Annotated in this window: 23 protein-coding genes; 4 read left to right on the forward strand and 19 right to left on the reverse strand. The window is 66.2% G+C overall.

The features are described from left to right. Window position 1: 1 nt before the first annotated feature. The 3 genes from ACIGKQ_RS01585 to lepA are packed head-to-tail and all read right to left on the reverse strand — an operon-like array spanning window position 2 to window position 4,915. Window positions 2-925, reverse strand: coding sequence for a cation diffusion facilitator family transporter (locus tag ACIGKQ_RS01585; RefSeq protein ID WP_235722657.1), 924 nt, complete (start codon window positions 923-925; stop codon window positions 2-4). Between the two features lie 8 nt (window positions 926-933). Further along, on the reverse strand, window positions 934-2,979 hold the full coding sequence (locus ACIGKQ_RS01590; RefSeq protein ID WP_396572047.1) for a M3 family metallopeptidase: 2,046 nt from the start codon (window positions 2,977-2,979) through the stop codon (window positions 934-936). 4 nt (window positions 2,980-2,983) lie between these two features. Beyond that, window positions 2,984-4,915 carry a translation elongation factor 4 gene (gene lepA, locus ACIGKQ_RS01595; RefSeq protein WP_235722655.1) on the reverse strand — a complete coding sequence of 644 codons (1,932 nt, stop codon included), beginning with the start codon at window positions 4,913-4,915 and terminating at the stop codon, window positions 2,984-2,986. A gap of 46 nt (window positions 4,916-4,961) precedes the next feature. On the opposite strand from lepA, the gene ACIGKQ_RS01600 reads away from it, so the two are divergent. Together ACIGKQ_RS01600 and ACIGKQ_RS01605 are read left to right on the forward strand one after the other, a co-directional pair. After that, window positions 4,962-5,624, forward strand: a complete 663-nt coding sequence (locus tag ACIGKQ_RS01600; protein WP_396572050.1) for an alpha/beta fold hydrolase — start codon at window positions 4,962-4,964, stop codon at window positions 5,622-5,624. Between the two features lie 6 nt (window positions 5,625-5,630). Next, window positions 5,631-6,035, forward strand: coding sequence for a type II toxin-antitoxin system PemK/MazF family toxin (locus ACIGKQ_RS01605; protein WP_235722653.1), 405 nt, complete (start codon window positions 5,631-5,633; stop codon window positions 6,033-6,035). Window positions 6,036-6,038: 3 nt separating this feature from the next. Here ACIGKQ_RS01605 and ACIGKQ_RS01610 read toward each other — a convergent pair whose 3' ends face one another. From ACIGKQ_RS01610 to ACIGKQ_RS01625, 4 genes are all read right to left on the reverse strand, one after another. Next, entirely contained in the window at window positions 6,039-6,887 is an 849-nt protein-coding gene (locus ACIGKQ_RS01610) for a transglutaminase family protein (protein ID WP_235722652.1), read from the reverse strand. After that, the gene (locus ACIGKQ_RS01615) at window positions 6,884-7,867 is read right to left on the reverse strand and encodes an alpha-E domain-containing protein (protein WP_235722651.1); all 984 of its coding nucleotides are present in this window, start codon (window positions 7,865-7,867) and stop codon (window positions 6,884-6,886) included. The genes ACIGKQ_RS01610 and ACIGKQ_RS01615 overlap by 4 nt, the downstream gene beginning before the upstream one ends. Next, window positions 7,867-9,672, reverse strand: coding sequence for a circularly permuted type 2 ATP-grasp protein (locus tag ACIGKQ_RS01620; protein WP_235722650.1), 1,806 nt, complete (start codon window positions 9,670-9,672; stop codon window positions 7,867-7,869). Before ACIGKQ_RS01620 ends, ACIGKQ_RS01615 begins: the two co-directional genes overlap by 1 nt. A 66-nt stretch (window positions 9,673-9,738) precedes the next feature. Next, window positions 9,739-10,869, reverse strand: coding sequence for a sulfotransferase family protein (locus ACIGKQ_RS01625; RefSeq protein WP_235722649.1), 1,131 nt, complete (start codon window positions 10,867-10,869; stop codon window positions 9,739-9,741). A 161-nt stretch (window positions 10,870-11,030) separates the two neighbouring features. On the opposite strand from ACIGKQ_RS01625, the gene rpsT reads away from it, so the two are divergent. Beyond that, window positions 11,031-11,291 carry a 30S ribosomal protein S20 gene (gene rpsT, locus ACIGKQ_RS01630; protein ID WP_235722648.1) on the forward strand — a complete coding sequence of 87 codons (261 nt, stop codon included), beginning with the start codon at window positions 11,031-11,033 and terminating at the stop codon, window positions 11,289-11,291. A gap of 63 nt (window positions 11,292-11,354) precedes the next feature. On the opposite strand, the gene holA is transcribed toward rpsT, so the two are convergent. The 12 genes from holA to zapE form a co-directional block, all read right to left on the reverse strand. Further along, on the reverse strand, window positions 11,355-12,332 hold the full coding sequence (gene holA / locus ACIGKQ_RS01635; RefSeq protein WP_235722647.1) for a DNA polymerase III subunit delta: 978 nt from the start codon (window positions 12,330-12,332) through the stop codon (window positions 11,355-11,357). Next, entirely contained in the window at window positions 12,325-13,836 is a 1,512-nt protein-coding gene (locus ACIGKQ_RS01640; RefSeq protein WP_235722646.1) for a ComEC/Rec2 family competence protein, read from the reverse strand. The genes holA and ACIGKQ_RS01640 overlap by 8 nt, the downstream gene beginning before the upstream one ends. Continuing rightward, window positions 13,833-14,831, reverse strand: a complete 999-nt coding sequence (locus tag ACIGKQ_RS01645; RefSeq protein ID WP_396572053.1) for a helix-hairpin-helix domain-containing protein — start codon at window positions 14,829-14,831, stop codon at window positions 13,833-13,835. The genes ACIGKQ_RS01640 and ACIGKQ_RS01645 overlap by 4 nt, the downstream gene beginning before the upstream one ends. A 105-nt stretch (window positions 14,832-14,936) precedes the next feature. Further along, entirely contained in the window at window positions 14,937-15,785 is an 849-nt protein-coding gene (locus ACIGKQ_RS01650) for a DegV family protein (RefSeq protein ID WP_235722643.1), read from the reverse strand. Window positions 15,786-15,794: 9 nt separating this feature from the next. Continuing rightward, window positions 15,795-16,556 (reverse strand): diglucosylglycerate octanoyltransferase, encoded by a 762-nt coding sequence (octT, locus tag ACIGKQ_RS01655; protein WP_235722641.1) that lies wholly within the window; start codon window positions 16,554-16,556, stop codon window positions 15,795-15,797. After that, a complete protein-coding gene (locus ACIGKQ_RS01660) occupies window positions 16,553-17,266 on the reverse strand; it encodes a histidine phosphatase family protein (RefSeq protein ID WP_396572056.1) in 714 nt (237 codons plus the stop codon). The genes octT and ACIGKQ_RS01660 overlap by 4 nt, the downstream gene beginning before the upstream one ends. After that, window positions 17,263-17,625, reverse strand: coding sequence for a ribosome silencing factor (rsfS, locus tag ACIGKQ_RS01665; RefSeq protein WP_160901019.1), 363 nt, complete (start codon window positions 17,623-17,625; stop codon window positions 17,263-17,265). The genes ACIGKQ_RS01660 and rsfS overlap by 4 nt, the downstream gene beginning before the upstream one ends. Before the next feature lie 61 nt (window positions 17,626-17,686). Then, on the reverse strand, window positions 17,687-18,391 hold the full coding sequence (nadD, locus tag ACIGKQ_RS01670) for a nicotinate-nucleotide adenylyltransferase (protein WP_235722637.1): 705 nt from the start codon (window positions 18,389-18,391) through the stop codon (window positions 17,687-17,689). A 52-nt stretch (window positions 18,392-18,443) separates the two neighbouring features. Then, the gene (locus tag ACIGKQ_RS01675) at window positions 18,444-19,874 is read right to left on the reverse strand and encodes a VWA domain-containing protein (protein WP_396572058.1); all 1,431 of its coding nucleotides are present in this window, start codon (window positions 19,872-19,874) and stop codon (window positions 18,444-18,446) included. Then, window positions 19,874-20,794, reverse strand: coding sequence for an AAA family ATPase (locus ACIGKQ_RS01680; protein ID WP_396572060.1), 921 nt, complete (start codon window positions 20,792-20,794; stop codon window positions 19,874-19,876). Before ACIGKQ_RS01680 ends, ACIGKQ_RS01675 begins: the two co-directional genes overlap by 1 nt. Then, window positions 20,794-22,071 (reverse strand): glutamate-5-semialdehyde dehydrogenase, encoded by a 1,278-nt coding sequence (locus ACIGKQ_RS01685; RefSeq protein ID WP_235722632.1) that lies wholly within the window; start codon window positions 22,069-22,071, stop codon window positions 20,794-20,796. The genes ACIGKQ_RS01680 and ACIGKQ_RS01685 overlap by 1 nt, the downstream gene beginning before the upstream one ends. 123 nt (window positions 22,072-22,194) lie before the next feature. Next, a complete protein-coding gene (gene zapE, locus ACIGKQ_RS01690; protein ID WP_396572062.1) occupies window positions 22,195-23,202 on the reverse strand; it encodes a cell division protein ZapE in 1,008 nt (335 codons plus the stop codon). 967 nt (window positions 23,203-24,169) lie between these two features. On the opposite strand from zapE, the gene ACIGKQ_RS01695 reads away from it, so the two are divergent. Then, complete coding sequence (locus ACIGKQ_RS01695; protein WP_396572176.1) at window positions 24,170-25,444, forward strand: HNH endonuclease; 1,275 nt, start codon at window positions 24,170-24,172, stop codon at window positions 25,442-25,444. The last annotated feature ends 4 nt before the right edge of the window (window positions 25,445-25,448 follow it).

Here is a 25,448-nt window from a genome sequence, read left to right on the forward strand (position 1 = left end):
ACTAGCTCAGGCGCCAGGACTCGTAGGCGCGCGGATCGTCGACCGGTTCGACGTGGATGGCGACGTCGAGGTGTGACAGGGCGGCCCGCAACTCACCTTCGACCTCTTCGGCGAGGTCGTGGGCGTGTTGCACCGACCACTCACCCGGCACCAGCATGTGCATCTGGACGAACCGACGATGTCCGGCCTCACGGGTGCGGATGTCGTGGAAGACCACGCCGCGGTCGCGATGTGGGCTCAGCGTCGTGTCGATCACCGCCAGGTCGGATTCCGGTAGCGCCGCATCCATCATCCCCGCCGCGGAGCGCCAGATCAGTCGGCTGCCCACCACCAGGATGTTGATCGCGACGGCCATGGCGATGAGCGGATCGAGCCGAAGCCAGCCGGTGACGGCAACCAGGAACACCCCGAACACCACCCCCACTGTGGTCCAGACGTCGGTCATCAGGTGTTTGCCGTCGGCTTCCAGGGTGATCGATCGATGACGTCGCCCGGCCCGCAACAAGACCACCGCCACTACGCCGTTGATGACCGTGGCCCCGACCGAGATGGCCAGACCGGGGCCCACCGCCTCCAGTTCCGTGGGGTTGATCAACCTGTTGATCGCGGTGACGATGATCGCGCCGGCCGCGACGAAGATCATCACACCCTCGATGACGGCCGAGAAGTACTCAGCCTTGGTGTGGCCGAAGTTGTGACCGGTGTCGGCCGGCCGGGCGGCTACTCGTAGGGCCACGAACGCGCCAACCGCCGCAACGAGATTCACCACCGACTCGGCCGCATCGGACAGCAGGCCGACGGAACCGGTGATCTGCCAAGCGATCACCTTCATCGCGATGGTGACCACGGCAGCCGCGATACTGAGCAGAGCGAACCGCGTTAGATCGCCGCGGCTGTCGCGACAAGAACCGGCCCCGGATTCCATCGCCGCGGCTAGCGTTCCTCGGACGCGACGAGTCCGCGCCGGGTGAGCAGTGGTTCGATGCGTGGAGTCCGCCCGATGAGCGTCTCGTGGGCGGCCAACGGGTCGATGCTGTCGCCGCGCGAAAGTGTTGCCTCGGCGAAGCGCCGGCCGTTGTCGCGCAGCAGTCCACCCTCGGCGAGGAACCACTGTTCGGTCTCGGCGTCGAGTACCTCCGACCAGATGTAGGAGTAGTAGCCCGCGGAATAGCCGCCGCCGAAGATGTGGTTGAAGTACGCGCTGCGATACCGCGGCGGGATCAGGTCACCGGTGAAACCTGCCGCCCGCAACGCATCTCGTTCGAACTGCGCGACATCGTCGACCGTGTCGTCGGCGGTGATCCGATGCCAGGCCAGATCGAGCTGCGCGGCAGCGAGATACTCGATCGTGGAGTGCGCGCTCTCGGTCTTCGCCGCATCGCGTGCCGCATCGGCCAGCGCCGCCGGAATGGGTTCACCCGTGGCGTGGTGCCGGGCATACTGCGACAACACATCTGGATGCAATGCCCACATCTCGTTCACCTGCGACGGGAACTCGACGAAGTCCCGCGGCACCGACGTACCCGATTGCGACGGGTAGTCGACAGCCGACAACAAACCGTGCAGGGCGTGTCCGAACTCGTGGAACAGAGTGGTCAGCTGGTCCATCGTCAGCAGACAGGGCGCGCCGTCATCGGGTTTGGTCAGATTGGCGACGTTCACCACGATCGGTTGTGTGGACAACACCATCGACTGATCGACGATGTTGTTCATCCAGGCGCCGCCCCGTTTGGACGGGCGTGCATAGAAGTCACCCAGGAACAGGCCGATGCTGCGCCCCGCCTCGTTGATCACGTCCCACACCCGCACGTCGGGGTGATAGCCGTGCAGGTCGGTTCGTTCGATGAATCGCAGTCCGTACAGTTTGCCTGCGGCATAGAACACCCCGCGCTGCAACACATTGTCGAGCTCGCAGTAGTCACCGAAGTCGTCGAGCGGAACCGCAGACGCGGCCCGCCGCTCCCGTTCCAACCAGTAGGTGAGGTCGGCCGCGCCGATCTCCTCGTCGGCGAACCGGTTCAGGCGGGTCAGTTCGCGTCCGCCCGCCCGCAGGGCGGACGCGGTGAGCTCGGCCAGCAACTCGACGACCGCGGCCGGGTTGGGTGCGGTCTCCTCGGCGATCACATACTCGGCATGGTCGTGATACCCCAGGAGTCGGGCACGTCGAGCGCGAAGCACGACGATCTCGAGGACGAGCTCACGGGTGTCGTGGTCGTTACCCCGCGCACAGCGCGAGATCGACGCGTCGAAGACCCGTTGCCGCACCGAACGATCCGTGAGCGCCGTGAGTATCGCCTGGCTGCTGGGTAGTTCCAGGGTGAGCAGGTAACCGGATTCGTGGCCCGCGTCGGCTGCCGCACGGCGAGCGGCGGCGACCTGTCCCGCCGAGAGCCCGTCGAGCTGGGCGACGTCGTCGACGAGCACCGCCGAGGCATTGGTGTCATCGAGAATGCGTTGCGAGAACGTCGTGCTGAGATATGCCAGCCGCGAAGAGATCTGGCGCATCTGTTCTTGCTCGTCCGGGCCGAGCCCGGCGCCGGCCCGCACCGATTCGCGATAGCGCTTGGCGAGCAACCGTTGCTGCGCCTCGGTCAGGTCGAGTTCGTCTGCGCGGTCGTGCAGCGCCGAGATCCTCTCGAACAGTCGCCGATCCATGGCGATGGTGTTCGCGTGGTCGGTCAGCAAGGTTGAGAGTTGCTGGGAGATCTCGTTGCGCTGCGGGTTGGTGTCCGGCCCGACGAGATTGAAGAACATCCCGCCGGCCCGAGCGAGATCCCGCCCGGACAGTTCCAACGCCTCTACGGTGTTGGCGAACGTCGCGGGCCGTGGGTCGGTGGCGATCGACTCCACCTCCGCGAGATGGGTCGCCATCGCCTCACCGAAGGCGGGCAGGAAGTCGTCGTCGGAGATCGACGCGAAGTCGGGCAGTCCGTGCGGCAGCGGACTCTCGGCCAGTACCGGGTTGCGGCGGTTGTCCAACGGTCTACTTCCCCTTCGGCTTGTCTCCCAGTGAGTCGGTGGACAGCGCGGCGACAAACGCCTCTTGCGGGACGTCGACCCGCCCGATCGTCTTCATCCGCTTCTTGCCCTCTTTCTGCTTCTCGAGCAGCTTGCGCTTGCGGCTGATGTCACCGCCGTAGCACTTGGCCAGCACGTCCTTGCGGATGGCACGGATGTTCTCGCGCGCGATGATCTTGGAGCCGATGGCCGCCTGCACCGGTACCTCGAACTGCTGACGCGGGATCAGTTCCTTGAGTTTGGTGGCCATCTTGTTGCCGTACGCATAGGCCGCATCCTTGTGCACGATCGCGCTGAACGCGTCCACGGCCTCCCCCTGCAAGAGGATGTCGACCTTCACCAGCTCGGCTTCCTGCTCGCCGGCTTCCTCGTAATCGAGGCTGGCGTAGCCGCGGGTGCGCGACTTGAGTGCATCGAAGAAGTCGAAGATGATCTCGGCCATCGGCATCGTGTAGCGCAGCTCGACGCGGGTCTCCGAGAGGTAGTCCATCCCGCCGAGATCACCGCGCCGGCTCTGACAAAGTTCCATGATCGCCCCGACGAACTCGCTCGGAGCGATGATCGTCATCTTCACGATCGGCTCGAAGATCTGCTTGGCCTTGCCCGCAGGCCAGTCCGATGGATTGGTGACGGTGATCTCCTGCCCGTCCTCCATGATGACCCGATAGACGACGTTGGGTGCCGTCGAGATCAGGTTGAGGTTGAACTCGCGTTCGAGGCGTTCACGGGTGATCTCCATGTGCAGGAGCCCGAGGAAGCCGCAGCGGAAACCGAACCCGAGGGCCACCGAGGTCTCCGGTTCGTAGGCGAGTGCCGCGTCGTTGAGTTGCAGCTTGTCCAGCGCCTCGCGCAGCACCGGGTAGTCCGAGCCGTCCACTGGGTAGAGCCCCGAGTAGACCATGGGCTGCGGCTCCCGGTAGCCCGTCAATGGTTCCTCGGCCCCGTGCTTGGCCGTGGTCACGGTATCGCCGACCTTGGACTGCCGCACGTCTTTCACACCGGTGATCAGGTAGCCGACCTCACCGACTCCCAGCCCCTTGGATGCCTTCGGTTCGGGCGAGACGATGCCGACCTCGAGAAGTTCATGTGTCGCGCCGGTCGACATCATCAGCACCTTCTCGCGCGGCAGGACGCGTCCGTCGACGACACGGACGTAGGTGACCACCCCACGGTAGGTGTCGTAGACCGAGTCGAAGATCATTGCGCGCGCCGGAGCGTCCTGATCACCTTCGGGCGGGGGGACCTGCCGGATGACCTCGTCGAGCAGTTCGGCCACGCCGGCTCCGGTCTTACCCGACACCCGCAGCACCTCGTCGGCCTCGCAGCCGATGATGTGCGCGATCTCCGCGGCGTAGCGGTCCGGATCGGCCGCCGGCAGATCGATCTTGTTGAGGACCGGGATGATCGTCAGGTCCTTGTCCATCGCCAGGTAGAGGTTGGCCAGCGTCTGCGCCTCGATGCCTTGGGCGGCGTCGACCAGCAGAATCGCCCCTTCACAGGCCTCGAGGGCACGCGATACCTCATAGGTGAAGTCGACGTGGCCGGGTGTGTCGATCAGGTGGATGACGTAGTCGGTGGTGGCGCCGTCGGGCTCGGTGACCTGCCACGGCAGGCGCACGTTCTGCGCCTTGATGGTGATGCCGCGCTCACGTTCGATGTCCATCCGATCGAGGTACTGCGCGCGCATCTGACGCTCCTCGACCACGCCGGTCAGCTGCAACATACGGTCGGCCAGGGTGGACTTCCCGTGGTCGATGTGGGCGATGATGCAGAAGTTCCGGATCCGCGCGGGGTCGGTGAAGGTGGTGTCAGCGAAGGTGGGAATCGAACTGCTCCTCGGACGTGCGGCATGGTGACGCGGCCGAAGGTGACCACGTCGCTGGGTCCAGTTTCTCATGCCCGCCACGGTCGGCGTCGGCGACGCTCGCCGCTACGGTTGTGCAATGGCTGCCGCGCCCCCTCCGAACAGTCCCGAGTCGCATACGTACGACGCCGACTCGGTGGTGGCCGAGGTCACCGAACCCGGCCACGATCGGATCGGGGTGGCTGTGCTCGCGCACGGCGCCGGCGGCAACCGACACGCGGTCATCCTGCGCGTGCTGGCCGACGAGCTGTCCGCGCGGGGCCTGCTGGTGGCCCGTATCGATCTGCCCTACCGACAACGACGCCCCAAGGGCCCGCCGAGCCCGTCGACGGCGGCTGCCGATCGTACCGGCATCGTCGCGGCCTGCGAGACGTTCCGGCTCGACGGTGTTCCGCTGATCGTCGGCGGTCATTCCTATGGCGGTCGGCAGGCCTCGATGGCGGTTGCCGAGAATCCGGATCTGGCCGATGGCCTGCTGCTGACGTCCTATCCCCTGCACCCGCCGGGCAAACCCGACCGGCTGCGGACCGAACATCTGTCGTCGATCTCGGTGCCCACGGTGATCGTGCATGGCAGTACCGATCCGTTCGCCACACCTGCGGAACTCGCCGACGCGGTGGCGTTGATCCCGTCGCCGACCCGCGTCGTCGAGATCGAGAAGGTCGGCCACAATCTCAACCCCGATCGCGCACCCACCGCCACGGTGACCGCCGACGCCGTGTTCGATACCCTGATGGGCTGACCCGCGATGCGACTCACTCCGCGTACCGCTGCGACACGTACTCTCGCGCGCGCGATCTGCTACTCCCCTGACCTCGACGGCGCCGCCGATCCGGGCGAGATCGTGTGGACCTGGGTGCGCTACGAGGATGATCCCGATCAGGGCAAGGACCGCCCGGTGCTCGTTGTCGGCCGGTCCGGCGCGAATCTCCTCGGATTGATGCTGTCCAGCAGGGAGTATCACCGCGAGGACCCTGATTGGATGGGTATCGGCAGCGGGGTGTGGGATGCGTCGCGGCGGGAGAGTTTCGTTCGGCTCGACCGGGTCCTGGTCGTTGCCGAACACGGCATCCGTCGCGAGGGCGCCATTCTCGATCGTGCGCGGTTCGACCGGGTCGCGGCCCGTCTACGCGCCGACTTCGGCTGGCACTGACCGCTAGGCCAGCCGGGTGATCTCCACGACGACATCGAGATCGGTTGCCCCGCCACCGGTGTAGATCCCCTTCAGGGGTGACACATCCGAGTAGTCGCGTCCGACTCCGACCGACACGTGCTGCTCGGTGATGCCGGTGGCATTCGTCGGGTCGTAACCCCACCAACCACCTGTCCACGCCTCGATCCACGCGTGGCTCTGCCCCTCGACCGTCTTGTCGATGGCCGCATCGGGTTTCGGGTGCAGATACCCCGAGACGTATCGGGCGGGGATGCCGAGGCTGCGCAACATCAGCAACGACAGGTGCGCGTAGTCCTGGCAGACACCTTTGCGTTCGTTCCATGCGTCGACGGCGGTGGTGTGCACGCCGGTCGTGCCAGGCACGTACTTCATCTCCTCGTGCACGTAGCGGCACACCGCCTCGACGGCCGCATCGGGATCGAGCCCTTTGGCAAGTCGCGTCGCCGCCGAGGCCAGCTGTCGGTTCTTCGGCACGTACCCGGTGTAAGAGAGCATCTCGTCGTAGCGGTCCTCGACGTAGTCGCTGCGCACGTCGTCCCAGGTGCGTTGCTCGGCGACCGGGACCCGGCCACCGGCCTCGGTCTCCACCACCGACATGCCGGACACCTCGAGTTCCTCGTGCGGTGCGTGCAGGTCGAAGGCGGTCACCGCAGTGCCCCAGTAGTCGGTGTAGCGGTAGGACCTCGTGGCCGGCACCGTCTCGACCCGGTTGATGATGACGTTCTGCCGGTTGTCGCTGCGGGGCGTGAGGCGGGCCTCGTTGTACGACGACGTCACCGGACTCTTGTAGGCGAATCCGGTGGAATGGACGACGCGTAGACGCCAGCTCACAGTTCACTCTCCTCGATCATGTGGTCCTCCGAATCGCTCACGCGGGCGTCGGCCCACGAGACATACGGCGACACATGGAAGTATTGGCCGGTCACCGCCTCGTTGACCGCGCGGCAGGTGTCCTGGAGATCGAGCAGACGGTCCTGCAGGTCCTCGAGCAGATTGCCCGGTTCGATGAACTCCAACGAGCTGCGCGCACGGCCGAGGAGCAACAACGCCTCGGCTTGGGTGCCGACGCGGCTCGGCCGCTTCTCCAGGTCGTTCAGATTGTGCTCGGCCACCCGCAGCGCGTGGAACACCGACCGCGGGAACAGCCTGTCCACCAACATGAACTCGACGATGTTCTCCGCGTCGAGCCGTCCTCGGTAGGTGCGCAGGAAGGTGTCGTGTGCACCGGCTGACACCAGCACACTGACCCACGACGGCGACGTGACGCGATCGCCGGCGCGCGACAGCAGCATCCGAATGGTCATGTCCACGCGTTCCACCGACCGCCCGAGCAGCAGGTACCGGTAGCCGTCGTCGTGGCTGAGGGTGGCGTCGGCGAGTCCCGCGAACATGGCGGCCCGGTTCTTCACGTAGGACAGGAACTCGTGCGGGCCGAGCCGGCGAGCCCGACGTTCGGCGTCGTTGAGACCGTTGTAGGTGGTGTTCAGGCACTCCCACATCTCGCTGGACGTGACCTCACGCGCACCACGTGCGTTCTCCCGGGCCGACCGGATCAGGTCGACGATCGAACCGATTGCGTCCTTGTCGTAGGCGACGCGCTCGGTCAGGGCCCACACGTCGATCAGATCGTCGGTACTCGGCGTGTCCAGACCCAGAACCTGGATAACCAGGCGTGCCTGACGGTCCACGTCGACAGTCGCATCCTCGAGCAACTGGTGGATCGCGACGTCGAGAATGCGTGCCATGTCGTCGGCACGTTCGACGTAGCGGCCGATCCAGTAGAGCGATTCCGCGTTGCGCGCCAACATCATCAGTGCTCACCACCCTGCTGTTCGAGGCCCTGCTGCTGTTGTTGGGTCTGGGTGTGCAGCGGGTCGGGAGCGTTCTCGGCCGGGCGGGCGGCGGCGACCCCGCTGGCGTTGACCACCTTCGCCCCGGAGAGTTCACGATCTTCCGACGAGCGCGCCGACGCGAGCACCCAGGTGTCCTTGGAGCCGCCGCCCTGACTGGAGTTGACCACCAACGATCCCTCGGGCAGGGCGACGCGGGTGAGACCACCGGGCAGAACCCACACCGACTCCCCGTCGTTGACGGCGAACGGCCTCAGGTCGACGTGCCGGGGCCGCACCTCCCCGTCGATCTTGGTCGGCACCGTCGACAACTGCACGACGGGCTGTGCGATCCATCCGCGGGGGTCGTTGCGTACCTTGCGGGCCAACGTGTTCAATTCTGCCTTGGTGGCGTCCGGACCGAACACGATGCCGTAGCCGCCGGAACCCTCCACCGGTTTGACCACGAGTTCGTCGATCCGGTCGAGCACCTCTTCGCACTCGTCGTCGAGCCAGCACCGCAACGTGTCCACGTTCTGCAACGAGGGTTTCTCACCGAGGTAGTACTCGATGATGTCCGGAACGTAGGTGTAGATGAGCTTGTCGTCGCCGACGCCGTTGCCGACCGCACTCGAGATAACCACGTTGCCGGCGCGGGCGGCATTCAGCAGGCCTGCGACGCCGAGCATGGAATCCGGCCGGAACTGCATCGGATCGAGGAAATCGTCGTCGATGCGGCGGTAGATCACGTCCACCCGCTGCTCACCCTCAGTGGTGCGCATGTAGACGATGTTGTCGCGGCAGAAGAGGTCTCGACCCTCGACCAACTCGACGCCCATCAGTCGCGCCAGCAGCGAATGTTCGAAGTAGGCGGAGTTCGCGACACCCGGGGTGAGCACCACGATGTTGGGATCGGCCTCGTTGAACGCCGCCGATGCCCGCAACGCGCGCAACAGGTGACTGGGATAGTCGGCAACCGCACGCACCCGATGCGAGGAGAACAGATCCGGGAAGACCCGCGCCATGGTGCGCCGGTTCTCCATCACATACGAGACGCCGGACGGGGATCGCAGGTTGTCCTCGAGTACCCGGAAATCGCCGTTCTCGTCACGGATGAGGTCGATACCCGCGACATGGATGCGAACCCCGTTGGGCGGACGGATGTTTGCGGCCTGCCGATGGAAATGCTCACACGAGTGCACAAGCCGTTTCGGCAACACCCCGTCGCGCAGGATCTCCTGTTCGCCGTAGATGTCGTCGAGGAACAACTCCAGGGCCTGCACCCGTTGGGTGATACCGGCTTCCAGCTTGCTCCATTCGCTCGCCGAGATCACCCGCGGCACAACGTCGAGCGGGAACGGTCGTTCCTTGCCGGACAGCGAGAACGTGACACCTTGATCGATGAACGCGCGGCCGAGTGCATCGACCCGCACGTCGAGGTCGGCCGTATCGTAGGCCGACATCGCCTTGTAGATGCCGCGGTATGGTGCGCGCACCTCGCCGTCGGCGTCGAACATCTCGTCGAAGGCCTTGCCGTACGGCCCTTTCGAGTATCCGGCGAAGATCGTGTTGTCGATCGCCTTGGGTTCACGGACCGTGGTCTTGGCACGTTTGGCCGGTTCCTTGGACCGCCCCTTGGTGCCCGCGGCCTTGGTGTCGGACTTTCGCCCGGACGACGACTTGGTGGCCTTGGTCGACTTGTTCGCCGGGCTACCAGTAGTCGTGGTGGACTTCGTGGCCTTGCTGGCGGCTCGCTTGCTGGCGGAGGTCGTCGGCGCGGGACTCATAACTTGACATGGTGCTACAAAAACCGCGATTCGGCAGGACTGTTGGTCACGGGCGTGCCACGCCGATCACCGACGGCGCAGCGCGCGTACCCGACGCCGGGCACGACGCGCCACGTTCATCGCGCGTGTCCGCAGCCTTGGGCGGTCGTCACGGATCGGCGCCTCCTTGACCATCTCCGCCATGGTCGTGACAGCGACGTCGAGTATGTCCTGCGTGGTCGGCGGCTCGGCGTCGACACCCGCGGCGGTGGACACCTCCAGATCGGCGAGATCGCCGGAGACGACGTAGCCACGCGACCGGACGGCCGCCACCATGTCATCGGCGGCGCTCGCCGCCCAGACACGTTGTTCTGCGCTGAGCCCCAGGGGCGCGCCGTGCGCGCGTTTCAGGATCTGGATGACCTGACCCTTGACCACCCCGTCATAGCGGCTCCAATGCACGTCCGACGGCTGCAGATGGTGATTGAGTCGGCGCAGGTACTCGGCCTGTGCCGCCGGCAACGACGAGTTCAGGTTCGGCACATCCATCGTCAGCGGCGCCGGATCGACGTCGAGTACCCGCAGGAATCTCTCCCAGATCGATTCCCCGGGAGTGTCGCGGCGGGTCGGTACGGTCACCAGATGCACTCGTTGCGGGCCCACCGCGTCGGCCCAGTCGGCGAGGATCCGCACATAGTCCTGGAACTCCCAGAACGGTTCCTCTTCGCCGCCGTCGGTCGGTGGCACGAAGCCGGGCACCGCCGGTCCGTGCTCACGCACCGACGCCAGGAACTCGGCGAAATCGGCACGCCGCTGGTTCTTGATGTTCTCCTGCCACACCGAGGGCAGTTGCCGCGCCAGATCGCGGACGGTTGCGATGACATGGATCTCGTCGGCGAAGGAGAGGTCCGACATCAGTGTGTCGATGTGTCGCGGTGTGGCCGTCGCATACAGCTCGTGGGAGAGCAGCGATTTTCCCGGCCAGGCCTTCATCTGACCCAGAAGGTTGGGCCACGCGTCATCGAAGTCCGGGTTCACCCAGTCCAGGTAGCGCTCGGGCTGCAGATGGGTGGCGGCATGGAAGTGATCGGTCATGTGATTGCCCGGATAGAGCAGACCCGATGACCGTAATGCCAGGTCACGGTTACGCCAGAGGCGATCCTGAAGGTGGGTTGTGCCGGTTTTGGGCAGGCCGATGTGAATGAAGACGACTGACATGATGAGCGCCAGCCTAATCGGCTCTGTCCGCGATTTGGGCGGGGTGGCCGCCTGCTGGTAAAGTCGACCGCTGTCGCAGCGTCGACGTGATCCACCGGATTCACGGCACCCGACCTGCTGGAAACGAAACAACTACCGACCAGATCAAGAGGGATACACGCGTGGCCAACATCAAGTCGCAGATGAAGCGTAACCGGACCAACGAGGAGCGCCGTCAGCGCAACCAGTCGGTGAAGTCGTCGCTGCGCACCGCGATCCGCAGCTTCCGCGAAGCCGTCGACTCCGGCGACAAGGACAAGGCCGCCGAGCTGTCGCGTGCCGCCGGCCGCAAGCTCGACAAGGCTGCCTCGAAGGGCGTCATCCACGCCAACCAGGCCGCCAACAAGAAGTCGGCGATGGCCATCGCCGTCAACAAGCTCTGATCCCGACTCTTTCTTTCAGATCAGCTGAAGTCTTTTCGGTTCACCCCGGTGACGTCCACGCGGTCACCGGGGTGAACTGCGTTGTCCGGGCGCCGGACGCAGGTCCGCCACCGCCGCGACGGCGTGCGCGAGACTGAACGCCGGGTCCGCGGCCTGCCCCTTGACGTCGCCGTTGAGCTGGGCCACCACCCGCACCGCGGCCGCGATCGACACCGAATCCCAGGCGCGCGCCTGAGCCTGCACCTTCTTGACCCGCCGCGGCGGCATGCCGAGCTCGGATGCGGCCGCGTATTGATCCATCGAACCGATGGCGCGGACCCGGGCGATCGCATGGACGGCCTCGGCCAGCGCGTCGGCGAGCAACACGCGCGGGACCCCATGATGTTCGGCCCATGCCAGTGATTCCAATGCGCCCGGACGGTCACCGGTCACCGCCTTGTCGGCCACCTCGAATCCGGTGATCTCCGGGCGCCCCTGATAGTAGAGGCGGACCGCGTCGACAGTGACCTTCCCGTCGGTGTCGGCCACGAGCTGGGCACACGCCGCGGCCAGTTCCCGTAGCTCGGCACCGACCCCTTCGACGACCTGTTCCACCACGTCGTTGCTCACCTTGGCGCCGAGCACGCGGAACTCCTTGCGCACGAAATCCATCCGCTCCGACGGCCACTTGGGCCCGGCGCAGTCGTGCTCGGTGGCACCGGCCTTCTTCAGTGCGGGCACCAGTGACTTCGCACGACCGCCGCCGGTGTGGATCACCATCAGGGTGATGCCCTCGGGTAACTCCCCCGCTGCCTGCGCGATCAGCGAGGCGGGTTCCTTACCCGCCTCGGCCGCCGACTCCACCACGACGATCCGATCCTCGGCGAACAGCGACGGACTGAGCAATTCGGCCAACTCGTGCTCGGTCACATCGCCGGCGCGGACCCGCGTCACCGGAACCTCGGTGCCGGCCGCTGCCGCCTGTTGTGCGGTGATCGAACTGATGACCCGCCCGGTCAGGAAGTCGTCATCACCGAGCAACAGATGTAGGCGTTCACTCACGACGACAATGCTGCCAGACCGCGCGGAGCGCCCCGAGAGCGCACACGGTCATGAGCGCGACGATCACCGCACCGAGCACTCCGGAGGGAACCTCGATCGCCGCCCACGACAGACGGCCCAGTACGCGGGCGCAGCTCAGCATCCACCACAATTCCGGTGCCAGCGCACGGATCATCAGTTCGGCGCACACCGCGCCCGGGCCGTTGGGTCCGCCCATCGCACCCAGCACTGCGGCGCCGGTGCCGATGATCGCGATCACCCCGACGATCGGTGCGACCGCCACATTGGCGGCCAGTCCGACGACGCTGAACCGCCCACCTATCATCGCGACGACAGGCGCGGTGACCAGCTGCGCCACCAGCGCCATCGCCAGCAGCTCGGCAACGCCGGCCGGTACTCGCCAGCGGCGCAACCGATCTCGCACCGGGGCCGACCACAGCACCAGTCCCGCGGTCGCGATCACCGACAACGCGAATCCTGGATCCGCGGCGAGTTCCGGCCACCACAGCAACCCGAGCACCACCGCCGTCCCGAGCGCCGGCAACGCCTGCGCTCGCCGTGACCGGATCAACGCCAGCAGTCCGATCAGGCCCATCATCGCCGCGCGCAGCACACTCGGAGAGGGGCGGACCAGGATCACGAAGGCCACCACCACGATCGCCCCGACCACCGCCGTCACCCCTGGCGACGCGCCCAGCATCCGCACCGCCAGCACCGCAGCTCCGCAAACGATCGCGAAGTTGGCGCCCGACACCGCCACCAGGTGGGTCAACCCCGCCGCGCGGAAGTCCGACCGCACCTCGGTCCCGAGTCCACTGGTGTCCCCGAGGACCAGACCAGGCAGCAGACCGGCAGCCTCCACCCCCAGAGCCCGCGCGGAGATCTGCTGCAGCCGTGCGCGAATGAAGGTCGCCAGTCGCTGATGCGGCGGCGGCCGGCCAAGCAGCCGCGGCTCGGCCACCGCGGACAGCCGCGCCACCAGCATCTCACCCCGCCGTGGCGGGCTCACCCGGACGACAGTCGAGAAGCTTTGACCCACAGAAAGTTCCGACCAGCTCGCAGCGGGACCGGTCAGCTCCGCCGACGCCGGCGCGACCGCGCGTCCCGACAACTCGCAGACATCCACGCGGACACGCACCCGTGCGGACGAACCCATGATGATCGCGTCGTCGCCGACCACCGCACTGATCCGCACTTTGCCCTCGATCCCGCTCAGCGGGTGAGCCGTCGCAGCCTGCAGCCGCATCGCCAATGCCCCGGCGGTCACCGTCGCCATCGCCGCCGCGACCACCACCAGCGACACCGTCGCCCAAGTCACCCACGCCCGGCGGACGGCGAGTGCGCAGGCCGCACAGACCAGCACGCCGACAACCAGCACCGGCCACACCACCGCGCGCGGGCCGAACAGGATCAGCAAGGTCACCGTCCAGGTGCTCGCCCCGGGCACCACCAGCCGGTAGTCGCCACTCGGCACGACACTCCGGGCCACACGCCCAGCGGTCACACCGTCACCAGATCGCGCAGCCGCGCAAACCGGGTGGGCCCGATGCCATCGACCTCGGCGAGCTGGTCGACCGACGTGAATCGTCCGTTGGCCTCACGCCAGGCCAGAATGGCCTGTGCCGTCACCGGTCCGACACCGGGCAGTTCATCGAGTTGCGCCTCGGTCGCGGAATTCAGATTCACCTTCCCTCCCGGCCCGTCGTCGGTCGCCGATGTGTCGCTGCGCCCCGCCGACGAGCCCGACTCAGCAGCACCCGACTGCCCGCCGCCGACGACAGCACTGCGCAGCGCCATCCGCCCACCGTCGCCGCCGTAGCCGACCAGAACCTGGTCACCGTCGTTGAGGCGTTGAGCCAGGTTGAGCGACAGCAGGTCCGCTCCCTTCCGCGCCCCACCGGCACGAGCTATCGCGTCGGCCACGCGCGCCTGGGCTGCCAGCCGCACCAGCCCCGGGCGATGCACCAGTCCCACCACGCTGACCACCAGTTCGGCGGCCTGGGTCGGCGGCTGGGGTGCCGCAGTCTGCGGCGAGGACACCTGGGTCGGGTCGGCGGCAACGCCGGCCGACGGTCCGGCGGTCGCCGGGAACGCCACCGGAGTCGCCGTGTCCGTTCCGGCGCGCAGGAGCGAGAACCCCGCCACGGCACACGCCGCGATCCCCACCAGGATCAGGGCGATCGCGGCCGGTGGCGCGACGAGAAAACGTCCGCGCGGTTCGTCGTCGACGTCCTCTGCGTCGAGGGCACCGAACCGATCGCCGACGCTGAGTTGCTCCCCGGATCGCTCGGCGTCGCCGACCGGCGCGTACCAGGTGGGTACGGCCGTGACCGGCCACGGACCGCCGACGCCGACGGTGTCGACCCCATCGTCATCCACCTCCGACGAATCTGGAATTTCTTGCCGCGCAGATATTTCCGACTCCACAACGGTCTGATTCGGGGCACGGGAGTCGAGTCGATCCAGACCGGACCGGCGCCGCGGCGAGGTTGTGCTCATGCCCGTCGAGGCTAGAACCGATCGTCGTCGATTCAGTCCGCACGTCGGCTGCCGACAGAGATCTGTGGATCAACCGGCGGCTGTGGATTCGGCCGCGCCGAGAATCTACAGTTCGATCGGTTCGAGGTTGGTGGCCAGTGTCACCCCGATGGCCCCCGGCCCCACGTGGCAGCCCAGCACCGGACCGAGATCGACGATCACCCGTGACGTCACCTCGCGAAATCGATCGGCGATGGAATCGGCGAATTCGGATGCGAGCTCGGGTGATTCGCAGTGCTGCACACCGAGGGTCACCGGCCGGCCGGCCGCTGACTCGACCGCCGCGTCGGCCATTTTCTCCAGCGCCTTGGAGAAGGTCCGGTGGCGTTCACGCAAAGTGAGCACGCCGTCGACCATGTGCAGGATCGGCTTGATCGACAACGCCGAACCCAGCATCTTGCTCGCTGCGCTGATCCGGCCGCTCTGTCGGAGATTCTCGAGTTGATGGACGCACAGCATCGAGTCGATGGTGGCGGCCTGTCGGATCGCGGATTCGTAGACGCGATCGCGATCGGCGCCGGCATTCGCCGCCTGCGCCGCACCGATCGCGGTAAAGCCGACGGCCAGGCCCACCGACCGTGAATCGACGATGCGGACCTGTCCGGAGTACTTCTCAGCGGCCAGCCGGCCGGCGCTCCAGGTTCCCGACAGGCGACGCGACATGTGGACCGCAACCACTCCGTCGCCGTCGCTGTCGGCCAGCGCCTGTTCGTAAGCGGTGCCGAGTTCGTGCGGATTGGCCCCTGAGGTCGTCACACCCGGGTGAGAGACGATGTCGGCGGGCATCTCGTCCACGCCTTCGCGATAATCCTCGTCGTCCAGCGTCAGGTGCAACGGCACCTGCCGGATACCGTAGTGGTCGGCGATCTCGGCGGGCAGGCGCGAAGATGAATCGGTGACGACGACGACTGGCACGCGTCTACGTTAGCCGGTCGGTTTCGGTGCGGCCGGGGGCCCGTCGGCACCGTTGCGGCCAGGTGTGGTCAGCGCCTCGCGCACCACCCCGATGACCTCGTCGGCGATGCGCCGATGACAGTCGAATCCCCAGTGAATGCCGTCGGGGTTCATCGTCTCGGGCCGCTGCTCGAACGCGTCGCGGGTGACCGGGTAGAAGTCGGCGATGCGCAAATCGTGGGAGCGCCCCCAAGCGAGCATCGCCGCCGTGGTCGGTATCCGGCCCGAGTGCACGTATCCGTAGTACGGACTGCGATGCGTCGGCGGCAGACACAGCACGATGGGCAGGTCGGGCCGCAACTCGGCGAGCGCGGCCCGGATCTTCTCGAGGTATTCGACGGTGACCGACGGCGGCAGTGCCAGTGGCCATCCGACTGTGGACAGGCGAGGCTGCAACCACGAGTAGCCGTCGCGCACCACCTGACGCAGCCGCGCCGGTCGCACGTAGCGGATCTGTTCGCGCACCGCGGTGGGCAGTGGCGACGGCAGACTGTCCATCCCGCCGAAAGCCAGCACCACCACCTCCGCGGTCGGTACTGCCGCCCAGATGTTGGGGTCCTGGGTGAGAGCCCACCAGACATCTCGGCTGGTCCAGCCGATCCGTCCGAACAGCGCCACATCGCGATCGCATCCCACCCCGACCAGCGACGGCCAGATTCGGGTGTCGTCGGCGGGAAGGCCACCGGTCGGCCCGTAGTAGGCCAGCGAGTCCGACAAGACCAGGATCGTCACTGCACGCCCGCGTCGGCCACCTCGGCCGAGGCGTTCCAGACGTCCAATCGCCACCGTGGCGCACTGCCGGGCACGCCGTGGCCGGACAGTTGCACCCAACTGGTGTTCGCGAGTCCGCCGAACACCGGCCACGACTTCCGGTCCAGGTCCAGCAGTGCCGCGGTCATCGCGGCGATGACGCCGCCGTGAGCGACGAGCACCACCGGGGCCTCAGGTCGTTCACCACTGCCCCAGCCGTCGACGATGTCGACGAGTTCGTCCACCAGTGGGGTCGCCCGGGTGGCGACGTCGATACGGCTCTCCCCGTTCGGTGGCGCCCAGGACGCGTCGTCGCGCCAGATGCGCCGCGCCCCCGGCATCTCGGCATCCACCTCGAGGTGGGTCATGCCCTGCCAGTCACCGAGATGTGTTTCACGCAGGCGCTTGTCGGTGGTGACCGTGAGCCCTGTCCGCCGCGCCAACGCCTCGGCGGTGTCGCGGGCGCGGGTCAGATCGGAGGACAGGATGCGCATAGGTGCGCGATCGGCCAACGCGACCGCGGCGTCCTCGGCCTGGCGCCGGCCCAACGTCGACAGCTCCGTGTCCAGCTGCCCCTGCATCCGGCTCGTCGCGTTGTAGTCGGTCTGCCCGTGACGCAACAGGATCAGCCGACGGACCACCGGCGTGAGACGTTCCACGGAGGTGTCGTGACTGTCCGGTCCGCCGCTCACGCGAGGCCGTCCACGTCGATGACCGGGCAGTCCTTCCAGAGCCGCTCCAGCGCGTAGAACTGCCGCTCGTCGGTGTGCTGGATGTGTACGACGATGTCGGCGTAGTCGATGAGCGCCCACCGGCCCTCACGGGTGCCTTCCCGCCGCACGGGTTTGTGACCGGCTTCGCGCAGTTTGTCCTCCACCTCATCGACGATCGCGGTCACCTGCCGTTCGTTGTCGGCCGACGCGATCACGAAGATGTCGGTGATGACGAGTTGTTCGGAGACATCGATGACCGTGACATCGTGGGCGAGTTTGTCGGCGGCGGCGTGTGCCGCCACGGTGGCCATCTGCAGCGCTTCGGCTGAGGCAGTCACTGGAGTCCTTCCGTCGGGGTGCGGTGCGGTGTGTGAGGCAGGTCTGGTCGTCGCAGTGAGATCAGGGCGCGGACACCCCCGGCGAGGACGCCTTCGGCGCACGGTACAGCTTGCGTTTGGCGATGTACTGGACGACTCCGTCGGGAACGAGATACCAGACCGGACGCCCGCGCGCGGCGCGGGCGCGGCAGTCCGTGGACGAGATCGCCAGCGCCGGGATCTCGAGCATCTGCAACGTATCCGGCGGCAGCGAACCGAGGTGCGCAGCGAGATGCTTGGCGTGCAGTTCGTAGCCGGGTCGGCTGACGCCGATGAAGTGCGCGAGTTCGAACAATCCCTCCCAGTCCTGCCAGGACAGGATCGATTCCAGCGCATCGGCGCCGGTGATGAAGAACAGCTCGGCGTCGGGATGGTGCTTGCGGAGATCACGCAGTGTGTCGACGGTGTAGGTGTCGCCGTCACGTTCGATGTCGACGCGGCTCACGCTGAAGCGCGGATTCGATGCGGTCGCGATGACCGTCATCAGGTAGCGGTCCTCGGCCGGACTGACCGCCCTCGCCGCGTCGATGACGTGGCCGTCCTCGTCCTCACCCAGCTTCTGCCAGGGTCTTCCGGTCGGGACGAAGATCACCTCGTCCAGGGAGAACCGATGGGCCACCTCACTGGCGGCCACCAGGTGACCGTTGTGGATGGGATCGAACGTGCCACCCATGATGCCGATGCGGCGTGCGCGCGGTCGCGTGGACGTCTGCCCGTCGGTGGCCATGACGTGTGAGTTTACGCGGTCGACCACACGGCACCCGGTGACCCGCTGCAGATCACACCGGCAGCAGGTCGGCGATCACTCGTCCGAGCTGGGTGGCGTTGCGACATTCGAACATCTCGATGCCCTCGGCATACTCTGTCGCGGCGGAGTCCCCGGTGCCCCAATTGCGCTCGGCCTCGGGATTGAGCCAGTACGCATGTCGGGCACGGTCGACGAGTTCACGGAGCGCTCCCAGCCGCGGATCGTGGTAGTTGTTGCGGGCGTCGCCGAGGATCAGCAGTGCCCCACGGTGGGTCAGCGAGTCGGCGTATTCTTCGACGAAGCCATTGAGCATGTTGCCGTAGTCGGAGTGTCCATCGCGGGTGCTGATCCGGGCCGTGGTGATCATCCGATGCATGCTGGCACCGAAGTCCTCGTCGTCGGCGCCCCGGTCGAAGAAGTCGGTCACCTCGTCGACGGTGTCGACGAAGGCGAAGACCCGGACCTTCGAGAACTGGTGACGCAACGCATACACCAATCGCAGCGTGAACTGGGAGAAACCCGCCACCGAGCCCGACACGTCACAGATGACGGTGAGCTCCGGACGCCCCGGTCGGGGTTTGCGATGCGTGAGCTCTATCGGCACACCGCCGGTCGACATCGATGCCCGCAACGTCTTGCGCACGTCGACCGCGCCACGATGCGATCGGCGGCGACGAACTTCCAGCTTCGCCGCCAACAGCCGTGCCAGCGGCTCGATCGTGCGTCGGATTTCGGCGAGGTCCGACGCACCGGCCGACAGGAAATTGATGTTCTCCGGCAGCTGCGGCACGGCATACTCCGCGACCCGTTCACGGCCCTTGGCACCGGCCATCCGCCGCTGCGTCTCCGCCTCGATCGCAGCACGCAGATCGGCCGATCGGGCGCGCGCCGCACTCCGGTAGCGGGGCTCGGTACCCGCGCGGTCGCCGAGCGAGTCGTCGTCGCCACCGCCGGCCATCGCGGCCGCGATCCGCGCGATCAGCGTCTGCGGACTGATCTGCGACAACGCCTGATAGGCCGAGTACGCCTCGCCGCGGGTGGAATCGTAACGTCCGAGCTGGTCGACGATGAGCGCCACCATCTGCGCGAGCCGCGCGTCCGCATCGGGCGACTCGTCGGCGAGCAACTCGGCCAGCTGGTCGCGGATCGCCTCCACATCCACCTCGCCGTCCTGCGTTCTCGGCAATTCGGAGACCGCGGTGCGCGCGCCGGTGCCCAGCGGAAACCACAGGTCGAAGACGGTGTCGAACACCCGGCGATGCATCTGATCGCTGATGAGGGTGGCGGCCAGTCCCTCCCGCAAGGTGCGACGGTCGAGCAGATCGAGCACCTCCACGGCTTGCGCCGCGTCGATGAGCGACGACGGCCCGACGACGATACCGCGGGCCCGCAGCTCGTCGACGAAACCGGTCAGATGATCGATCAACGGCACCTCGGGTGCCGCCTGCGCCGGAGGGGACATCAGCCCAACTTGAGTTCTTTGAACGCCGTCTTCAGATCCGGGCGGTGCTTGAGCACCACACCCAGGGTGCGCGCGATCAGACCGTCGTCAAGAGTCGCGCCGGAGCCCGTAGTCGATTCCCCCGCGCCGAGCGCCAGCAGGGTGTTGCCCCAGTCGATGGTCTCGGCCACCGACGGCTTCTTGCGGATGTCGAGGGTGCGCAACACACCGACGACCCGCACCAGTTCCGCGGCGAGTGCGTCGGGCAACCCGGGCACCCGCGACGCCAGGATCTCGCGTTCGCGGACCGAGTCGGGGAAGTCGATGTAGAGGTACAGGCACCGACGCTTCAGCGCCTCGGAGAGATCGCGGGTCGCATTGGACGTGAGGATGACGATCGGCCGCCGGGTGGCGGCAACCGTGCCCATCTCGGGAATGGTCACCGCGAAGTCACTGAGCACCTCGAGGAGCAGACCCTCCACATCGACGTCGGCCTTGTCCACCTCGTCGATGAGAAGCACCGTCGGTTCGGGTCTCGAGATGGCCCGTAGCAGCGGACGCGGCAACAGGAACTCCTCGGAGAAGATGTCGCTCTTCGCCTCGTCCCAGTCTCGTGTCCCTGTGGCCTGGATGTGCAGGATCTGTTTGGCGTGGTTCCACTCGTAGAGTGCCCGCGCCTCGTCGATGCCTTCATAACACTGCAGCCGGATGAACTCGGCATTCGTCGACTGCGAGATCGCCCGCGCCAGTTCGGTTTTGCCGACGCCGGCGGGGCCTTCCACCAGGAGCGGTTTGCCGAGCCGGTCGGCCAGGTACGTCGACGTGGCAGTGGCGTCGTCGGCGAGATAGCCGGTGTCGCGCAGCCGTGTGGTGACGTCGGCGACGTCGGTGAACGATGGCACGGTGGTGGGCCCGCCGGTCGCGGCGGTCGTCTCGGCCATCAGGCGGGCCTGATGTGGCCGTCGCCCCAGACGGTCCACTTCGTCGAGGTGAGTTCCGGCAGCCCCATCGGACCGCGCGCATGCAGTTTCTGTGTCGAGATGCCGATCTCGGCACCGAACCCGAACTGCTCACCGTCGGTGAACGCGGTCGACGCGTTGACCATCACCGCCGCCGCATCGACCCGCGAGGTGAATTCCCGCGCGGCGGCCAGATCGGTGGTGACGATCGCCTCGGTGTGACCGGTCCCCCAGGTGTCGATGTGGGCGACCGCCGCATCCAGGTCGTCGACGACCTTCATCGCGATGTCCATCGACAGATACTCTTCGGCCCAGTCCGTGTCCGTCGCCGGCTCCATACCGGGTTCATCACCGTGGATCACCACGCCCTGCGCCTGCAGGGCCTGCGAGATCTTCGGCAACGCGTCGGACGCCACGGCCTTGTCGATGAGTACCGTCTCGGCGGTGTTGCACACGCTTGGCCGCCGTGTCTTGGAGTTCAACACGATGCGCGTGGCAACGTCGAGGTCGGCGAGTGCGTGCACGTAGACATGACAATTGCCCGTGCCGGTCTCGATGGTGGGCACGGTGGCATTGGCCACGACTGCATTGATCAGTCCGGCGCCCCCGCGCGGGATCACCACGTCGACCAGGCCGCGGGCACGGATGAGAGCGGTGACGCTCGACCGGTCCTCGCTCGGCAGCAGCGCAACGGCGTCGGCGTTGACACCTTTGTCGCGCAACACCTCACGCAGGATGCGGACGAGTTCGGCGTTCGAGTTCGCGGCGGACGACGAACCGCGCAGCAGCACCGCATTGCCCGACTTGAAGGCGATACCGAAGGCGTCGACGGTCACGTTCGGCCGCGCTTCGTACACCATGCCGACTACACCGAGCGGCACCCGGAGCTGACGCAATTCCATGCCGTTGGGCAGCGTCTTGCCCGACACGACGGTGCCGATCGGATCCGGTAGGACCGCCACCTGGCGGAGTCCGTCGGCAATTCCGGTGATGCGTTCCGGGGTCAGCCGCAGCCGGTCGATCAGGCTGGCCTCGGTGCCGTCGTTGTCCGCGCGGGTGATGTCGGCGGCATTCGCGGCCAGGATCGCTTCACTGTCGGCCTCGATGGCCTCGGCCGCTGCGAGCAGAACCTCGTTCTTGGCCGCGGTCGTCAACCCGGCCAGGGCCTGCGACGCGACCTTGGCGGCCTTGGCCAGACCCGCGACGACCTCTTCGACGTCGGTCGCCACCACGCCCGAATCGGCGGTGGGTGCACTCATGGAATCCTCGACTTCGCCTGCGGAAATATGTCGCCCACCAGAGTAGCGGTGCGTCCGGAAGTGCCCCAATCCCGGCTGAGCTGGTATCGAGACGTGATGATGTGGGACGAGTTGTTCTCGCTGCTAGCCACGAAGTAGCTGGAGTCGGCTGGCCATGCGGAAGGCGTCCGGGCGCGCGGTATCAGTCGCGAGGAACTCGTCGAGGGTGTGTGTTGAGATGAATGTGGCGGGGGTATCGGTGTCGGTCAAGATGTCGATGACGTTGATAAACCGCTGCTGCGCTTCGCGGCCCACCTCGTCGAACAGCGGGATGTCGGTTACGACCCAGTCACCGAACGCGTCGGCCAAGTAGAGATATTCGATCGTCGATAGTGGTGAGTCGCACAGCTGACCGAACGAGATCCATAGCTGACCATTACGGACAGCGAGGGCAGCGAATTGTCGACCCCGGACCGTGAGCGTCGCTTTCTCGTCGGCGGATGGATAGCTACCGGGCGCCGAATCGGTCAGCCACTTGCCGGACGCGAAGCCCGTGGTGTGGTGTGGTGACTGCGTCCGGTAGTCGGTGGGACCGTCGAGGTGGAATACGTCGAGGTGGTTCTTGATCATCGCGATACCAGGCTCGAAGGTGTGGTGCCAGATGGGATTGGGCAATAGGGATTCCGGCGCATAGTTCGAGGTGACCAGCACCGTGAGCTGCCGAGCGAACACGAACTCGAGAAGGCGTGTGAGAAGGCGAGCGTCCCCAGAATCGTGGACATGAAACTCGTCGAAGAACAGCAGGCGACTTGGCCCGAGGAGTTCACTGAGCGCGGATTCTAGCGCTCTAGGATCATCGCGGGAGTCGTGTACGCGAAGGTGCAACTCGTCGAAGAAGTTGTGGAAGTGGACCCGGGTTTTCGGCACGGTCGCTTCATCGAAATAGGCTTGAGCCAGCCAAGATTTTCCGCGGCCGGCCGGCCCGTGGACATAAAGTCCACGTGAACTCTGGTTTCGGCGGGCTCGGAGTCGACGACCATCGGGCTGGGCGAGCATGGCGAGTCGTTCAGTAAGCCGCTTCTGGTCGGCGTTTAGAACGATACCGGCCTGGGTGGCAGAGATATCGATTGCTTCTACGATGCTCTGACGCACAGCGGGCACCTGACCGATAGTTGCACGCCCGCTACGTGTCGAAGCAATACTGTGTGCGACGTCGCACTGCACAAACCACTGCTGATCGGGATATCAAGCCATATCGCGGCCGCGGCCAAGCAGACGCTACTGGCCAGGACGAGTGTTCTCAGAGGCCCCGACGTCGTTGAGCCCGGCCGGAAAATGATGAGGCTCGAGCGAAGGCAGTGCCACCGAAGTACAACCGAACTCGAACCGAGTACTGGCAGGTGCCGTCACCGACGGAGATACTGTCGCTGACATTTAGGTCGCCGATGGATACAGCTCCAGCATCGCGGGCCCTTTCGAGTACAGCCTTTTCATCTGCTCGCTGAGTCGGGCCCGTGCAAGTGAGCCGGCAGCGTGAAGCGGAACGTCGCCTCGTTGCTCTTCGCTCCCACAGGACCATTGTGCGCCATCGGAGCCAAGCGGTGCAGGCATCACCCCGATCAGTTTCGTGCGGTTGGATTTCCCTCGGGTGCAGCATTTGTCGGGTATTGGAGTGCACTACGGCCGCTAAGCAGCCCTCACCAGCTTGCAGCTCGTCTCCGTTTCGCCAATCACGTGTCCTATATCAGGACATCGGTGACGGTTCCGCAGCAGAACATCCGCATGGTTGTCCGCTTCTGATAAATGTGACTCCTGCAGCGAGCCATGAGATAGCCAGACGCACCATAGGGTCAATCGTTTCACGAGCAGCCACCACGCGAGCCTCGCTGCACAAGTCTCACCACCATGACCACCCACAATGTCACCAATGTCTTGATACAGAACTGTCACCGATGCACTGGGAAATAACGGTTGCGCCGGTCACGATCGCGGCGTAGCATCGAACGTGAGTTCGAATCAATCGATCGGGGGGTCGATGTCGGTGGACGTATCGGTTGTGACGCCGGGTAACGCCGAACCTGCTGCAGAGACGCTGGCTGCGCCCGACTTCCTGCGCTCCATGCCGGATTCGATTGCATCGCTTGCCGTAGCCGACACCGAGGCCGCTGCGACCAAGCGTCTGACATTGCTCGAGGAGATCAAGTCGGCGTGCGCTGCCGCACAAGTGCGTGAGACGGCGCGACTCGAGGAGTTGCGTGACGCCGACGAGCAGATGCGCAACGTGCCGGCATCCCGGCGCGGACGCGGCCTGTCGGCAGAGGTCGGTCTCGCACGCAAGGTGTCCCCGCGAAAAGGCAGTCAATACCTGGGTTTCGCACGGGCTCTCGCCCACGAGATGCCGCACACGATGCGGGCATTGACCTCCGGGACGCTCACCGAATGGCGCGCCACCATCCTGGTCCGTGAAACCGCTTATCTGACAAAAGAAACCCGAACCGAGATCGATCGACGCATGTGTGCCGATCCGGCCACACTCGACGGCGTCAGCGATCGCGCACTCGAGGCCTCGGCCAAAAAGCACGCCTACGAACTAGATCCACACGCCGTGGTCGCGCGGTCGGCCCGGGCGGAGAAGGACCGTCGGGTCGGGGTGCGCCCCGCCCCGGATCTGATGACGAAACTCTCGGCGCTGCTACCCCTGAAGCAGGGAGTCGCGGTGTACGCGTCACTCAAAGCGCATGCCGACGCGACGGTCGGGGGTGACGATCGAACCCACGCGCAGATCATGGCCGACACCCTTGTCGAGCGGGTCACCGGCCAGGACTACGCCGAAAAGGTCCCAGTGTCGGTGAACGTGATCATGTCCGAACGCACCATGCTCACCAACAGCCATGAGGCGGCGGAGATCCCCGGATTCGGCCCGATCCCGGGCAGCCTGGCGCGACAGATGATTGCCGAAGGTACCGACGGGACGACGAGATCGACGCTGCGACGATTGTTCGCGCGCCCGCGCGACGGCACGCTGGTCTCCATGGACGCGCGGTCGCGCACATTCCCCAAGGCGTTGGCGCATTTCATCGCCATGCGTGACCGAATGTGCCGCACACCGTATTGCGGCGCACCGATCGCCGAGACCGATCACGCCCACCCGCATCGACACGGCGGCGCCACCACCGACGTCAACGGCGACGGCGCGTGCCGCGCGCACAACCTGGCGAAGGAGGCCGACGGCTGGCGATACGCCGTGGTCAACACCCCCGGCGGCCACCGGATGGAGATTCATACGCCGACCGACGGCATTCACCTCTCCGCAGCGCCACCAGTGGTCGGGCATATCCCGGATACCACGAGCGTGGTCGAGTCCCACCTGCTCGCACTGCTCAACGCTGCGTGAAACC

It is taken from the genome of Gordonia sp. NPDC062954 (assembly GCF_044543825.1).
Taxonomy (GTDB): domain Bacteria; phylum Actinomycetota; class Actinomycetes; order Mycobacteriales; family Mycobacteriaceae; genus Gordonia; species Gordonia tangerina.

Bases quoted from the DNA above. Each gene is read 5' to 3' on its own strand.
- ACIGKQ_RS01585 (WP_235722657.1), bottom strand. From the start codon at position 925: ATGGAATCCGGGGCCGGTTCTTGTCGCGACAGCCGCGGCGATCTAACG.
- lepA (WP_235722655.1), bottom strand. From the start codon at position 4,915: ATGAGAAACTGGACCCAGCGACGTGGTCACCTTCGGCCGCGTCACCAT.
- ACIGKQ_RS01600 (WP_396572050.1), top strand. From the start codon at position 4,962: ATGGCTGCCGCGCCCCCTCCGAACAGTCCCGAGTCGCATACGTACGAC.
- ACIGKQ_RS01605 (WP_235722653.1), top strand. From the start codon at position 5,631: ATGCGACTCACTCCGCGTACCGCTGCGACACGTACTCTCGCGCGCGCG.
- ACIGKQ_RS01615 (WP_235722651.1), bottom strand. From the start codon at position 7,867: ATGATGTTGGCGCGCAACGCGGAATCGCTCTACTGGATCGGCCGCTAC.
- ACIGKQ_RS01620 (WP_235722650.1), bottom strand. From the start codon at position 9,672: ATGAGTCCCGCGCCGACGACCTCCGCCAGCAAGCGAGCCGCCAGCAAG.
- ACIGKQ_RS01625 (WP_235722649.1), bottom strand. From the start codon at position 10,869: ATGTCAGTCGTCTTCATTCACATCGGCCTGCCCAAAACCGGCACAACC.
- ACIGKQ_RS01645 (WP_396572053.1), bottom strand. From the start codon at position 14,831: ATGAGCACAACCTCGCCGCGGCGCCGGTCCGGTCTGGATCGACTCGAC.
- nadD (WP_235722637.1), bottom strand. From the start codon at position 18,391: ATGGCCACCGACGGGCAGACGTCCACGCGACCGCGCGCACGCCGCATC.
- ACIGKQ_RS01675 (WP_396572058.1), bottom strand. From the start codon at position 19,874: ATGTCCCCTCCGGCGCAGGCGGCACCCGAGGTGCCGTTGATCGATCAT.
- ACIGKQ_RS01680 (WP_396572060.1), bottom strand. From the start codon at position 20,794: ATGGCCGAGACGACCGCCGCGACCGGCGGGCCCACCACCGTGCCATCG.
- ACIGKQ_RS01685 (WP_235722632.1), bottom strand. From the start codon at position 22,071: ATGAGTGCACCCACCGCCGATTCGGGCGTGGTGGCGACCGACGTCGAA.
- ACIGKQ_RS01695 (WP_396572176.1), top strand. From the start codon at position 24,170: ATGCCGGATTCGATTGCATCGCTTGCCGTAGCCGACACCGAGGCCGCT.